12 protein-coding genes are annotated in these 12514 nt (G+C 62.5%); 2 read left to right on the plus strand and 10 right to left on the minus strand.

All coding sequences use genetic code 11. The features are described 5' to 3' along the window. Positions 1–32 precede the first annotated feature (32 nt). The 7 genes from moaD to EO094_RS15465 all read right to left on the minus strand — a co-directional run bounded on the left by moaD (position 33) and on the right by EO094_RS15465 (position 6687). Complete coding sequence (moaD, locus tag EO094_RS15435; RefSeq protein WP_128293810.1) at positions 33–290, minus strand: molybdopterin converting factor subunit 1; 258 nt, start codon at positions 288–290, stop codon at positions 33–35. Further along, positions 287–886 carry a CDP-diacylglycerol--glycerol-3-phosphate 3-phosphatidyltransferase gene (gene pgsA, locus EO094_RS15440; protein WP_246008560.1) on the minus strand — a complete coding sequence of 200 codons (600 nt, stop codon included), beginning with the start codon at positions 884–886 and terminating at the stop codon, positions 287–289. Before pgsA ends, moaD begins: the two co-directional genes overlap by 4 nt. A 112-nt stretch (positions 887–998) precedes the next feature. Then, on the minus strand, positions 999–3053 hold the full coding sequence (gene uvrC / locus EO094_RS15445; protein ID WP_128293811.1) for an excinuclease ABC subunit UvrC: 2055 nt from the start codon (positions 3051–3053) through the stop codon (positions 999–1001). 43 nt (positions 3054–3096) lie between these two features. Then, positions 3097–4086: a phosphogluconate dehydrogenase (NAD(+)-dependent, decarboxylating) gene (gene gnd / locus EO094_RS15450; protein ID WP_128293812.1), complete on the minus strand. Its 990-nt coding sequence runs from the start codon at positions 4084–4086 to the stop codon at positions 3097–3099. Between the two features lie 34 nt (positions 4087–4120). After that, positions 4121–4873, minus strand: a complete 753-nt coding sequence (locus tag EO094_RS15455; protein ID WP_128293813.1) for an SDR family oxidoreductase — start codon at positions 4871–4873, stop codon at positions 4121–4123. A 3-nt stretch (positions 4874–4876) separates the two neighbouring features. Next, complete coding sequence (locus EO094_RS15460; RefSeq protein WP_164879689.1) at positions 4877–5821, minus strand: calcium/sodium antiporter; 945 nt, start codon at positions 5819–5821, stop codon at positions 4877–4879. A gap of 92 nt (positions 5822–5913) precedes the next feature. Beyond that, positions 5914–6687, minus strand: a complete 774-nt coding sequence (locus EO094_RS15465; RefSeq protein WP_205649947.1) for a glycosyltransferase family 2 protein — start codon at positions 6685–6687, stop codon at positions 5914–5916. Positions 6688–6930: 243 nt separating this feature from the next. Between EO094_RS15465 and EO094_RS15470 the strand changes: the two genes are divergently transcribed. After that, entirely contained in the window at positions 6931–7563 is a 633-nt protein-coding gene (locus EO094_RS15470; RefSeq protein ID WP_128293815.1) for an outer membrane protein, read from the plus strand. A 63-nt stretch (positions 7564–7626) separates the two neighbouring features. Here EO094_RS15470 and EO094_RS15475 read toward each other — a convergent pair whose 3' ends face one another. Beyond that, positions 7627–8679 carry a DUF1176 domain-containing protein gene (locus EO094_RS15475; protein WP_128293816.1) on the minus strand — a complete coding sequence of 351 codons (1053 nt, stop codon included), beginning with the start codon at positions 8677–8679 and terminating at the stop codon, positions 7627–7629. Between the two features lie 84 nt (positions 8680–8763). Then, on the minus strand, positions 8764–9216 hold the full coding sequence (locus EO094_RS15480) for a hypothetical protein (protein ID WP_128293817.1): 453 nt from the start codon (positions 9214–9216) through the stop codon (positions 8764–8766). A 196-nt stretch (positions 9217–9412) separates the two neighbouring features. Between EO094_RS15480 and EO094_RS15485 the strand changes: the two genes are divergently transcribed. Further along, positions 9413–11476 (plus strand): elongation factor G, encoded by a 2064-nt coding sequence (locus EO094_RS15485; RefSeq protein WP_128293818.1) that lies wholly within the window; start codon positions 9413–9415, stop codon positions 11474–11476. Positions 11477–11602: 126 nt separating this feature from the next. Here EO094_RS15485 and EO094_RS15490 read toward each other — a convergent pair whose 3' ends face one another. Next, entirely contained in the window at positions 11603–12493 is an 891-nt protein-coding gene (locus EO094_RS15490; RefSeq protein WP_092815169.1) for a LysR family transcriptional regulator, read from the minus strand. Between the last annotated feature and the right edge of the window lie 21 nt (positions 12494–12514).

Consider the following 12514-nt stretch of genomic DNA (forward strand, 5'->3'; position numbering starts at 1 on the left):
CAGATCGTGCGATGACTGCAAGACTGGCGCCATCAGCCGCCGGTCATCGGCGGGAAGAAAGCCACTTCTTTGGCGCCTGCGAGTGCCGCGTCATGCTCCACATGCTCGTGATCGATCGCTGCGCGGATGATGTCCGGCTCGGCGAATGCGGCCGCATAGCCTTCATCCTTGTTGGCGAGCCAGCTGATCAACTCGCTAACGGTCGTGACGTCGCCCGGCACATCGAGACTTTCTCCAGGGCTCCCGATGCGCTCACGCACCCAAGCGAAATAGCGCAGTTCGAGGCTCATTCGTCCACCAGATGCTTCAGGCCTGCGCGGAAATAATCATAGCCGGTGTAGAGCGTCACGATCGCTGCAAGCCAGAAGAAGGCGAGGCCAAGATCGATGATGATGCCGCTTTTGGCGCCCTGAATCGCCGGCGCGATCAAAAGCGCGGCAATTGCGAAGAGCTGCATCGTCGTCTTCCATTTCGCGAGCTTGGTGACAGGCACGCTCACGCGCAATTCGGCCAGGAATTCGCGCAGGCCGGAAACGAGGATTTCACGCATCAGGATGATGATTGCCGCCCAGATCGTCCAGCCGGCGAGCATCCCGTCCGCCACCAGAATGAGGATCGCCACGGCGACCAGAAGCTTGTCGGCGATCGGGTCGAGCATGCGACCGAGGGCTGATTGCTGTTCCCAGATGCGGGCGAGATAGCCATCGAAATAGTCCGTGACGGAGGCCGCCACGAAAATGACGAAGGCGATCCAGGGACCGATCTCCGGGACGAAGAAGGCACCAAGAAGCGGTGCCGCCGCGATCCGACCGTAGGTCAGGACGTTCGGTATCGTGAAAGCCTGGATGTGCGGGGTGCGGGCCGCGTTCTGTGCTTCCATGGTCATGCCTCAGCTTGTTCCTTGCCCGCTCGCAGTGTCAACGGTCTCAATAGCAGTGCCTGACAAAACTTTTGTAATTGTCACGCTGATTGTTAGCCAAGACCGGTGCCATTTTGTCTCAGCCGCCATGTTCGTGGAAATGGTCGTAAATGATTTCCGCCATCTGCTCAGAGATTCCGTCCACATCCATCAGGTCTTCCACGCCGGCGCGGCTGACGGCGCGCGCCGTGCCGAAATGCCGGAGAAGCGCCCGTTTTCGCGAAGGACCGATCCCCGAAATCTCGTCGAGTGGATTGGCGGCCATCGCCTTTTTTCTGCGGGCGCGATGCGAGCCGATCGCGAAGCGGTGCGCTTCGTCACGCAGACGCTGAATGAAATAGAGGACTGGGTCGCGATGGGGGAGCATGAAGGGAGCTTTCCCCGCCATGAAAAAGGTCTCGCGCCCCGCTTCGCGGTCGCGGCCCTTGGCGATGCTGACCACCGGTTGATCGTCGATCCCGAGCTCCTTCAGAACGGCTAAAGTTGCGGAAAGCTGTCCCTTGCCGCCGTCGATGACGACGAGATCCGGCCAGGCGGGTATCGCGTCGCTCTGTGCTTCGCTGCCATCCTCGGTCGTGTGCTCTTCCGGAGCGCGCGGGCCGGCCTCCTTGAGGAGCCGTGAAAAGCGCCGTGTCAGTACCTCCCGCATCATGCCGAAATCGTCGCCGGGCGTGATCTCTTCTGAGCGGATGTTGAACTTGCGATAATGCGGTTTGGAAAAGCCCTCGGGACCGGCGACGATCATGCCGCCGACGGCATTCGTGCCCTGGATATGGCTGTTGTCGTAGACTTCGACGCGTCTCGGAGGAGAGGGGAGGCCAAACGCCTCTCCGAGCCCCTGCAACAGGCGCGCCTGGCTAGAGGTCTCCGCCAGACGCCGCCCCAAGGCTTCACGCGCGTTTGTCAGCGCATGCTCGACGAGCTCGCGTTTCTCTCCCCGCTGCGGAACATGGACCTGGATGCGGTGCCCGGCGCGCTCGCTGAGCGCCTCGGAAAGCAGCGCACGTTCCTCGAACTCCTCCGAGGCGAGAACGAGTTTCGGTACCGGTTTGTCGTCATAGAACTGCGCCAGAAAAGCCTGGAGAATCTGGGGCGCATCCATCGTCTTGTCGGCTTTTGGGAAATAGGCGCGATTGCCCCAATTCTGCCCGGTGCGGAAGAAGAACACCTGAACACATGCCATGCCGCCCTCCTGATGGATGGCGAAGACATCGGCCTCTTCGACACTCTGCGGATTAACGCCCTGGTGGGACTGGACATGCGACAGCGCCGCCAGCCGGTCACGGTAAACTGCCGCCTGCTCGAAATCGAAGCGAGACGAGGCGGCCTCCATCTCCTGGGCGAGCTCCGTGCGTACGGCCTGACTTCGGCCGGACAGGAAGGCGCGGGCCTCGTCGACGAGCTTCGCATAATCCTCGACCGAGATTTCCCCGGTGCAGGGGGCCGAACAGCGCTTGATTTGATAGAGGAGGCAGGGGCGGGTTCGGCTCTCGTAGACGGAATCGGAACAGGAGCGAATGAGAAACGCCTTCTGCAAGGCATTGATCGTGCGCCCGACTGCGCCGGCCGAGGCGAACGGTCCGTAATAATCGCCCGCGCGTTTGCGCGCCCCGCGATGCTTCACGATCATCGGCGCCTCATGATCGCCGGTGATCAGGATGTAAGGGAACGACTTGTCGTCCCGCAGGAGAACGTTAAAGCGCGGCCGCAAACGCTTGATGAGATTCGCTTCCAGGAGAAGCGCCTCGGTCTCCGTGCGGGTGCGCACGAAATCCATCGCTGCTGTGGCGCGGATCATGCGCGCGATGCGGTTGTTCTGGCCGCCGAGCCGTGTGTACGAGACGACGCGCTTCTTGAGGCTCCGCGCCTTGCCGACATAGAGCACCTGACCGTGCTCGTTGATCATGCGGTAGACGCCGGGTGCGTTGGGCAGGGTTTTGACGGCAGCCGCAATCACGTCCGCACCGGGCTCGGCCCGTGGCAGCTCCTCAAACGCAATACCGGAAACCGGCTCTGCCGCAGGCGCACGAGCCGCGTCGGAGGCCGTGGCGGCGTCTTCGGATGAGACGGAATCGGCCGGGTCCGCTGTCTGCGCGACCTCGGGCTCCCGACCGTTGCTGATATCCTCACTCATATGTCGTCCAAGATAGGCGCTCGTCAGCGTTTGGGCACCCGCCTCACGCCCTTTCGCTCTTGCTCCCGCCCTCGATATGCCCGCCGAACTCAGCCCGGAGAGCCGAAAGCAGCTTGTCGGAAAAAGTGCTTTCGCGTCTGGAACGGTAGCGCGCGAAGAGGGCAGAGGCGATGGTGGCAGCCGACACCTCTTCCTCGACGGCGGCCTCCAATGTCCAGCGGGCCTCGCCGGAATCGGCGACATGTCCACGGAACGATTCAAGCGCCTGGTCCTTGGCGAGCGCTGAGGCCGAAAGATCGAGGAGCCATGAGCGGATCACCGAACCCCGGCGCCACACCTCGGCAATGTCCGCGCAATCGAGCTCGAAACGCTCGTCTTCCGGGCGTGCAGCTGTCCCGGCATTGCGCAGGATATCGAAGCCTTCCGCGTAAGCCTGCATCAGCCCGTATTCGATGCCGTTGTGGATCATCTTGACGAAATGGCCGGAGCCGGCTGGCCCGCAATGCATGTAACCCTGGGCGGGCCGACGATCGCGCCCGTCCCGGCCGGGTGTCTCCGGGAGATCGCCGATGCCGGGTGCGAGGGCCGCGAAGATCGGATCGAGGCGCGTAACCTCTGCTTCCGGACCGCCGATCATCATGCAGAAGCCTTCGCGCTCTCCCCAGATGCCTCCGGAAACACCGACGTCGAGATAGGCGATGCCCTTCGGCTCCAAAAAGGCGCGTCGTGCCACGTCGTCCTTATAATACGAGTTTCCGCCATCGATGATGCAGTCGCCAGGGGAGAGGATATCGGCAAGCGCGCGGATCGTGCTTTCCGTCGCCTCGCCATGCGGGAGCATGACCCAGACGGCGCGGGGTGGTGTGAGCTGGGTAACGTCCTTCAGGTCTGCAAGCGGGCGCGCGCCCTCGCCGGCGAGCGCATCGATCGCACTTTGGTTTCGGTCGAAGACGAAGGGTGTGTGTCCGGAGGCCATCAGGCGTCGGGAGAGTCCGGCGCCCATGCGGCCGAGACCAATCATCGCTATGTCCATCGAGTTCTCCTGTTGCCGCGGGGAGGGCGGCTGTTCACGTGAGGTGCTGGCCGCTGTCCAGGGCAATGAACTGGCCCGTCAAAGAGCGCGTCTGCCACAAATAGCGGATGGTGCGGCCGAAATCGGCAAGGTCCACGGAACGCCCGAGAAGCGTTTCCTGTGTGATTTCGCGCTCGAAGCCCGCCTCGCCCTCATGCGGATTGGGCAATGTGGGGCCGGGGCCGATCGCGTTCACCCGAACGCGTGGGGCGAGCGCCTGGGCAAGCGTCTGCGTTGCCGTCCACAACGCGGATTTGGAAATCGTATAGGAGACGAACTCGGCGTCTGGCTTTAAAACCCGCTGGTCGACGATGTTGACGACGAGGCCTTCGACGTCCTGCGGCAAGAGCCGGGCGAAATCGCGTGCGAGGAAGGTGGGCGCTCGCAGATTGATCGCGAGCTGTTTGTCCCAGACTTCCGCGTTCAAGCTCTCTGCCGCGTCATCCCAAAAGACGGAGGCATTGTTGACGAGGAGCGTGACCGGCCCGAGGGAGCTGGTGACGCTGGGAAGGAGCCCTTCCACAGCCTCGATGTCGGCGAGATCTGCCGCGAACACGGCTGCCTCTCCCCCGGCATCGCGGATGCCCTGAGCCACGGCCTCCGCTTCATTCTTGGAGGTGTTGCAGTGAATGGCGACCCGCCATCCGCGCAGTGCCAGATCTTCCGCGATCGCGCGGCCGATGCGTCGTCCTCCGCCAGTGACGAGAGCGGTGCGCTGCGAGGGATCTGAAGAGGATCGAGCGGACATGGCTCAGGCGCCGGGAAGGGCGACGGCGCCCCAGATGAGGCCTCCGTAAAAGAGAACGAGGATAAGCCCGCCCAGGCGGCCGATCGGCCAACGCATGCCAAGGAACGGGACCAGGACGAGCGCCGCGGCAACCATCGCCCAGAATTCATAGTGCAGGAAGTCCGGAGGCACGACCAAAGGTACGGCGCTCGCGGTGACGCCGAGGATGAAAAGGATATTGAAGATATTGGAGCCGATGGCGTTGCCGAGGGTCATGTCGGAATGACCGCGCCAGGCGGACATGATTCCCGCGGCGAGTTCCGGCAGCGAGGTGCCCACGGCGACCACCGTGACGCCGATGACGGTCTCTGAAAGGCCGAGCATCTCCGCAAGCCCGATGGCTCCCTCGACAACGAAGTCCGCCGCGAAAGGCAAAGCGGCGAGACCGCCGATGGCCATCAACGCGGCGAGTGCGGGCGAAAGGTTGGTGCGGAGCTCTTCGATCTCCTCCTGCTGGCGCCGGGAATCTCGGGTCACAAGGATCTGGGCGACGAAGAAGGCGATAAAGCAGAGAAGGAGAATTCCGCCGTCGAGCCGGCTCAAAGTCCCGTCCCAGCACAATACGATGAGGAGAACGGTGGCCGCGACCATGACGGAAAAATTCCGCTTCAGGCCGGTCGCATTCACGGCCGTCGCGAAGATCAGAGAGGGAAGGCCGAGACACAGGAGGATGTTGGCAATGTTCGATCCGACCACATTGCCGATGGCGATGCCACCGGAGCCGGCAAGCCCCGCCTGCAAGGACACCACCAATTCGGGCGCCGAGGTGCCGAGAGCGATGATCGTGAGGCCGACGACGAGGGGCGGGACGCGGAACCTTTCGGCCAAGGAGACACTGCCTCGCACCAAAATGTCGGCGGCGATCATGAGGAAGATGAGGCCGGCAATGAGGGTGAGGAGGCTCGACATGGGCGGCGGGATCCGATCCGTTGGGCTGCAGCGCCCCATATAGGCGGGTATTTCTCGCTCAACAGCCCCGTTGCGCGCGCGTCGCCGCCCTGTCAGGAGGAGGAGAGCTTCTGACGGGCCTCCAGAAAGCGGCGAATGCGGCGCTGTTTCGCCGCCGCGATTTCGTGCGCATAGCGCGCGCCCAGAACGCCGCCTGTCCAATGACGACGGAAAATGAAGTACTTAGCAAATTGCATCGGATATTCGGTGAGAAGCCTGAGCCTCAAAACGAGGGGCGAGCGGCGCCCGGCCTTCTCGATCGTCTGCAGATCGGAATAACCGTCGAGCTTGGCGCGAATATGCGCAAACGAGCGGAACGAAAAATGCCAGACGGCCCCTGGCACGAGCCCCGAGGGCAGACCATGGTCGACGACGCGGTCGTCGGTGAGGCTCGGCGAGTACCGCGCGACGCGCCTGTCGTAGAGACGAACCGGGCTGACGAAGTCGGCAAAAAGCCGAGGATGGTGATGGCGCGGATAAATCGTGACGATGCGGATGCGATAGAGGCTGAGCGGAGGTTCGCCCTCGGCGAACAAGGCGCTGATGCCGCCGACGACTTCCGGCTGAGGAACCTCGTCGGCGTCGAGGTTGAGAAGCCAGTCGTAGCGGCATTGCTCTTCGGCGAAACGCTTCTGGGGACCGAAGCCTTGCCAGTCGTGATGCACGACGCGCGCGCCGAGGCGTCGCGCCAGCTCCTGCGTGCCGTCGGTGGAGCCGGAATCGACGACGACGATGTCGTCGGTCAGGCCGCGGACGGCAGCGAGCGTCTCGCCGAGGCGGTCGGCTTCGTTGCGGGTGATGATGAAAATGGAGAGAGGAACGGTCACTTGCGGCTTGTACGAATTGTCACAGATTGAGGTGGAAGAGGCTCTATTGCAGGGAATCACCGGCGTCGGTGTGGCAGCTGAGACACGTTAACTCTTGATCACGGAATTGTTCAGGTTTCACCCTTTTTTCGGCCGGTGGGGATCACAATCTAAGGCTAGCTCCGAACGAACGCCGGCTGTAAGATTTCATCGGAACGTCTTCCGGCCTCAGGCGTTAAGGTTGTCGGAGAAGTGGAGGTTATCGTGCGCACACCACTGGTTCTCGCTGCTGCTTTCGGTCTGGTGGCATCGTCCGCGCTGGCTGCCGATCTGCCGGCGCCCGAAACCTATACCTCTGAGCCTCCGATGGTCACCTCGACCGGTCCGAACGATTGGTCAGGCTTTTATCTCGGCGCCATGCTCGGCTATTCCACGGGCGAGAGCGATACGAGCGGCGGTAACGTCGATGTCGACGGTGTCGATGGCGGGGTTTATGCCGGCTATCAGCGCCAGTTCGACCAGTTCGTGGTCGGTGTGGAAGCGGATGCGCTCGCCTCTGGCCTCGACGGCAACGACAACGGCATTTCTGTCGAGCAGAACTGGACTGGTTCGGTTCGCGGTCGCGCCGGCATCGCGCTCGATCGCTTCCTTCTCTACACGACGGGTGGTGTCGCCCTGAGCGACGTCAAGGCGAAGTCCGGTGGCGTGAGCGACAGCGATACGCGCGTCGGTTGGACACTCGGTGCAGGTGCTGAAGCCGCGATCACCAAAAATCTGACGGCGGGTGTCGAGTACCGCTATACGGATTACGAGGACAAGACTTTCAGCCTCACAGCACCAACTGCGGTCGATCTCGATACGCATTCGGTCCGCGCCCGCGTCGGCTACAAGTTCTAGGGCCTCTCGGGCGCGGTGCCTGCGTCCCAGACCAAAAGATACGCGATGAATGTAAGCCCGGCCTCAGGTCGGGCTTTTTTGTGGTTGCTCGCCATGTTCGCCGCCGTGCTCGTAGATGACGGGCCAGTCGGTCGGCAAACGGCCGCGGCATTCCTCTTCGGCGGCATAGCGGTCGAGCCGGAAGGCATAATCCAGGAAGGTGAAATCGGCTTGCGTGCCGCAATCGCCGACGCCGCGTCCAAGCGCGGTCGCTGAAAGGTGGTCGCCTTTAAGCTCGACATTGAACAAGAGATCGGTCCCGCTCCAGCCATAGGCCTCCGACCATTGCGGGAAATAGAGTGTCTGAAGGCCGCCGATCTCTCCGGTCTCGCGCAGATAGATCCGATAGGTGACATTGTAGGCGGCGACGACGCAGGGAATGGCGTAGACGATGGCCGTATCGCTGACCCGCGAGATGAGTGGCGGAATATCCCGCATCAGCTCGCTGTCGAGCGCTTCGCAAGCGCTGGATTGCTGATGTCGCTCGAGAACGACCGCCGGGATGGCAGAGGCTTCGATCGACAAGGTCTCGATATCCGTCGCCGTCTGTGCATCCACCGCGTCCTGATCGGGGGCGGACGCGAGGCGCTCTTCCCCCACGATGCCTATCTGTTCCTCTGCCCACAGCAAGGAGGCGGAGAGGCCCGAAAGAGAGAAAAGCTGCCGGCGCGGTTCGCCGGTGACGTCGATATATTCCATGATGAGCTGCGTTCCGTCCTGCAGGGCGCCCATCAAAGCTGCCCGCAGACTATCGTTGCCGCGGACGAAACTCCGTCCAGCCTCGCCGGTAAAACTCCAGTCCGAACGAGCCTGCAACACAGTCTTTTCGCCGTCGATCAAAAGGGTCAGAGGGCGGTTGGGATCAGGCAGCGGGTCGGAGAAGTCGAAGCGAATGTACCAGCCGGCGGCCCCTTCGCTTCGATCAAGGGCGAATTGCGTGGAGGGCCCCTTCACCTGAGCGCTGCAACCGGCGTCAGGAGAACACGTCACCGACCAATCGCGAAAACTGTTCGTCTCCTGCGCGAGAGCGGGAGAAACGATGAACAGGGGTAGGGCGAGAAGGCTGAGGCCGCGCATACACCACCTCCAGCGGCCTCATTGGCCCCGGGTTGGACGTCAGACAAGGCAAATGCCGCCCAAATGGTCGGCCGCAGACGTGACTTACCGCATCGTCCTGCAATCGGCGTCATAAACCCGCCAGGGGTCGAGGCCGAGAACGCAGAAATCGATGCCGCGGCCGAGCGAGGCAAAGCCCATATTCTCTTGAACGATATAATAGACCGGGCGCACGGTTCCGTCGCTCATGAGGGCACGCGCCTCGCAACGGTCGTTCATGATCCGGCCCGGAGCCGTGCCATCCGTGTAACGCAGGCGGGGCTCGACGACGCTGTCGATCAAAAGACCGCGATGCCAGGTGTTTTTCTCCGCCCAGGCGAAGCGTTCGACGATCCGATTGAGAACGCCCGGCTCATCGCAGCTCGTCGGCTGTGCGGGTGCCACGGCATAAACCCCCGCATCGTAGCCACGCGCGAGATCGGCGGCGTAGGCCTGCGGCTGAGCGAGACATGCCGCGAGGACGGCTCCAAGACCCAAAACCAGCCTATTCATGCGCATTCCGTCCTCCGCTTTTGCGCGACCATGCGCGGGGGAGCCCCGCGAATCAAGCATGCCAGGAAGAATAGCTCGGACGTGTTGCAGACTTGCAAAAAGCCGCGTCCGCTGAGACGATCTGTGGCTACCGTAACCTACGCGCAACGCGCTAGAAATCGGTTGTGATGGAGTTTTCAATTTCAGGGAAAGGAGCGGCGAAATGAGCGGCAGAGACGCAGGAGGTGCGAGGCGCGAGGGGCCGCGATGCATCGCCATCGTTGGCCCCTTCGCGAGCGGTAAGACCAGCCTCTTTGAGGAGATCCTTTTCCGAACCGGCGCGATCCCCAAAGTTGGGGCGGTAGCCTCTGGGAACACCGTCGGTGATGCCTCGCCGGAAGCGCGCGAGCATGCGATGAGCGTCGAGCTCAACACGGCCATGACCACCTTCATGGATGAAACCTATTGTTTCATCGACTGCCCGGGCTCCGTTGAATTCGCTTACGAATCCGACCCGGTTCTCGCCTGCGTCGACGCGGCGATCGTGGTCGCCGAGCCGGACGACAAGAAGATTCCTGCGCTCCAGGTGGTGATGAAGCATCTGGAAGAGCGCAACGTGCCGCGGCTCTTGTTCTTCAACAAGATCGATCGCGCCTCGGGCGGCGTGCGTGACGCGCTTGAACTGTTGCAGCCGGTCTCGTCCGTGCCGCTCGTCCTGCGTCAGCTGCCGATCTGGAAGGATGGCATTGCGGTCGGTTTCGTCGACCTCGCGCTCGATCGGGCTTTCCTTTACCGCGAACACGCGCCGAGCGAAGTCGTCGATATGGCTGAGATGGAGCGCATGGAGAGCGAAGAAGCCCGCTTTTCCATGCTCGAATCGCTCGCCGATCACGACGACGCGCTGATGGAACAGCTTCTGGAAGATATTCAGCCGCCGCGCGACGACGTTTTTGCCGATCTCGTCAAAGAGATGCGCGCGAGCGAAATCGTTCCCGTCTTCCTCGGCTCGGCCGCGAATGGCAACGGCATCATGCGCCTCTTGAAGGCGCTGCGCCATGAGGCTCCCGACGTCACCGACACCCGCGCCCGTCTCGGTCTTGAAGACGCAGCCGGGCCGCTCGTGCAGGTGATGAAGACCATTCATACAAGCCATGGCGGCAAGCTTTCCTTAAGCCGGGTTCTTGCTGGATCGGTGGAAGACGCCGCCGAACTCGACAATGCGGCCGGCCCAGCAGGCAAAGTCTCAGGCATCTACGATCTCGTCGGACAGAAGACGGTAAAGCGTGGGACCGCCAAGGCCGGCGACACCGTCGCTCTCGGCAAACTCGACGGGGCTGTGACCGGCGATACGCTGTCGGCAAAAGGGGCGTCGGTTCCCACGATCGCCGTGCCGAAGCCTCCGCAGCCGGTGCTGCATAAAGTCGTGCGGCCGAGTGAGCGCAAGGATGACGTGAAGCTGTCGGCCGCTCTTGCCAAGCTCGTCGACGAAGATCCCTCTCTTGCCGTCGAGCACCGTCAGGAAACGGGCGAGACGGTCGTGAGCGGGCAGGGGGAAATGCACCTGCGCGTCGCGCTCGAACGGCTTGCGAGCAAGAACGGCCTGTCGGTCGAGACCTCCGTTGCGACCGTGCCCTATCGCGAGACCATCAAGGGCTCGGTGACGCAGCGTGGCCGCCACAAGAAGCAGTCGGGCGGACATGGTCAGTTCGGCGACATCGTGGTCGACATCAAGCCGCTGCCTCGCGGTTCCGGCTTCGTCTTCAACGAGACGATCTCCGGCGGCGTGGTTCCGCGTCAGTATTTCTCCGCGGTCGAGGCCGGCGCAAGAGAAGCGCTGGAAAGCGGGCCGCTCGGCGGTTTTCCTGTCGTGGACGTCAGCGTAACTCTCACCGACGGCTCCTATCACCCCGTCGATTCGTCCGAGCAGGCTTTCAAGATGGCGGCACTCCTCGCTATGCGTGAAGGCTTGCCACAATGTCAGCCGGTCATTCTGGAGCCCGTTCTGAAGGTCGAGGTCACCGTGCCGAGTGATGCGACGCCGAAGGTGAACGCCATCGTCTCCGGTCGGCGCGGCCAGCTCCTCGGTTTCGACGGCAAGCCGGATTGGGATGGCTGGGACGTGATCTCGGCGCTCATTCCGGAAGCCGAGATTGCCGATCTGATCATCGAACTGCGTTCGGCCACGCAAGGCGTCGGAACGTTCACCTCAAGCTTCGATCATCTCGCCGAGGTGCATGGGCGGCTTTCCGATGACATTCTGAAAGCGGCCTCGAAAGAGGCGGCATAGCCTCTGGAAGTTCTGTTCGAACTGGCGCGGCCGGAAGGCCGCGCTTTTCATATGCAAAGAGAGAGATGCGGCAAGGCGTCACGAAGACGGCCTCAGGCCACGCTCATTGCGGATGGGGCGTTCGGCTCAATAATGCCAGCGGCGCGCCATGGCGATGAGGAAATCCCGGAAAACCTGGACGCGGGCGGAGTTCCTGAGCTCTTCTGCGTAAACGAAATAAGTGTCGAACGCCGGCACTTCCGCTTCCGGGAGAATGGCCACCAGCGGCGACTGCTCGTTGACGAGGTAGTCGGGAAGCATGGCGATGCCGAGCCCCTTTTCGATCGCACGCCGGATCGCCACGACATTGTTGATCGCCATGATCGGAGTGCGCGGCTCGCCGTTTTCGCGGCCGCTGCTCATCAGCAGATTCATGTCTCGGAGATAGGCCGGGGCATTCTCGCCATAGACGATGATGCGGTGTTCATCGAGCTCGGCCACGCTTTTCGGCTGTCCGAAACGCTGAAGATAATCGGGCGAAGCGTAGACGTGGAAGTGCACCGTGAAGAGCTTGCGCTGAATGAGGTCTGGCTGGGTGGGTGCCCGCAGTCGGATCGCCACATCGGCCTCGCGCATCGAGAGGTCGAGCTCGTCATCGTCGAGCACGACCTGCAGATTGATCTGCGGGTAGAGGTCGATGAATTCGTTGAGGCGCGAAGCGAGCCAGCTGGAGCCGAGTCCGACGGTGGTCGTGACCTTGAGAGCGCCCGATGGCTGCCCCTTGGAATCGGCGAGTTCTGCTCGGGTTTGTTCGAGCTTCACCAGCACTTCGCGCGCCGTGCGCACGAGGAGCTCGCCCTGTTCCGTCAGAATGAGGCCGCGGGCGTGGCGGTGGAAGAGGGGAACTCCGAGCTCCGATTCCAGTGCGCTCACCTGCCGGCTGACAGCCGACTGGCTCATGTTGAGCGAATCGCCGGCATGGGTAAACGACCCGGCTTCTGCCGCCGCGTGGAAGATCCGCAGCTTATCCCAATCCATCACACCCCCTTCAGGGTCCCT

It is taken from the genome of Afifella aestuarii, from assembly GCF_004023665.1.
Taxonomy (GTDB): Bacteria; Pseudomonadota; Alphaproteobacteria; order Rhizobiales; family Afifellaceae; genus Afifella; species Afifella aestuarii.

Excerpts from the sequence above, each read along its gene's own strand:
- moaD (WP_128293810.1), bottom strand. The coding sequence starts at position 290 with ATGAGCCTCGAACTGCGCTATTTCGCTTGGGTGCGTGAGCGCATCGGG.
- pgsA (WP_246008560.1), bottom strand. The coding sequence starts at position 886 with ATGACCATGGAAGCACAGAACGCGGCCCGCACCCCGCACATCCAGGCT.
- uvrC (WP_128293811.1), bottom strand. The coding sequence starts at position 3,053 with ATGAGTGAGGATATCAGCAACGGTCGGGAGCCCGAGGTCGCGCAGACA.
- gnd (WP_128293812.1), bottom strand. The coding sequence starts at position 4,086 with ATGGACATAGCGATGATTGGTCTCGGCCGCATGGGCGCCGGACTCTCC.
- EO094_RS15455 (WP_128293813.1), bottom strand. The coding sequence starts at position 4,873 with ATGTCCGCTCGATCCTCTTCAGATCCCTCGCAGCGCACCGCTCTCGTC.
- EO094_RS15460 (WP_164879689.1), bottom strand. The coding sequence starts at position 5,821 with ATGTCGAGCCTCCTCACCCTCATTGCCGGCCTCATCTTCCTCATGATC.
- EO094_RS15475 (WP_128293816.1), bottom strand. The coding sequence starts at position 8,679 with ATGCGCGGCCTCAGCCTTCTCGCCCTACCCCTGTTCATCGTTTCTCCC.
- EO094_RS15480 (WP_128293817.1), bottom strand. The coding sequence starts at position 9,216 with ATGCGCATGAATAGGCTGGTTTTGGGTCTTGGAGCCGTCCTCGCGGCA.
- EO094_RS15485 (WP_128293818.1), top strand. The coding sequence starts at position 9,413 with ATGAGCGGCAGAGACGCAGGAGGTGCGAGGCGCGAGGGGCCGCGATGC.
- EO094_RS15490 (WP_092815169.1), bottom strand. The coding sequence starts at position 12,493 with ATGGATTGGGATAAGCTGCGGATCTTCCACGCGGCGGCAGAAGCCGGG.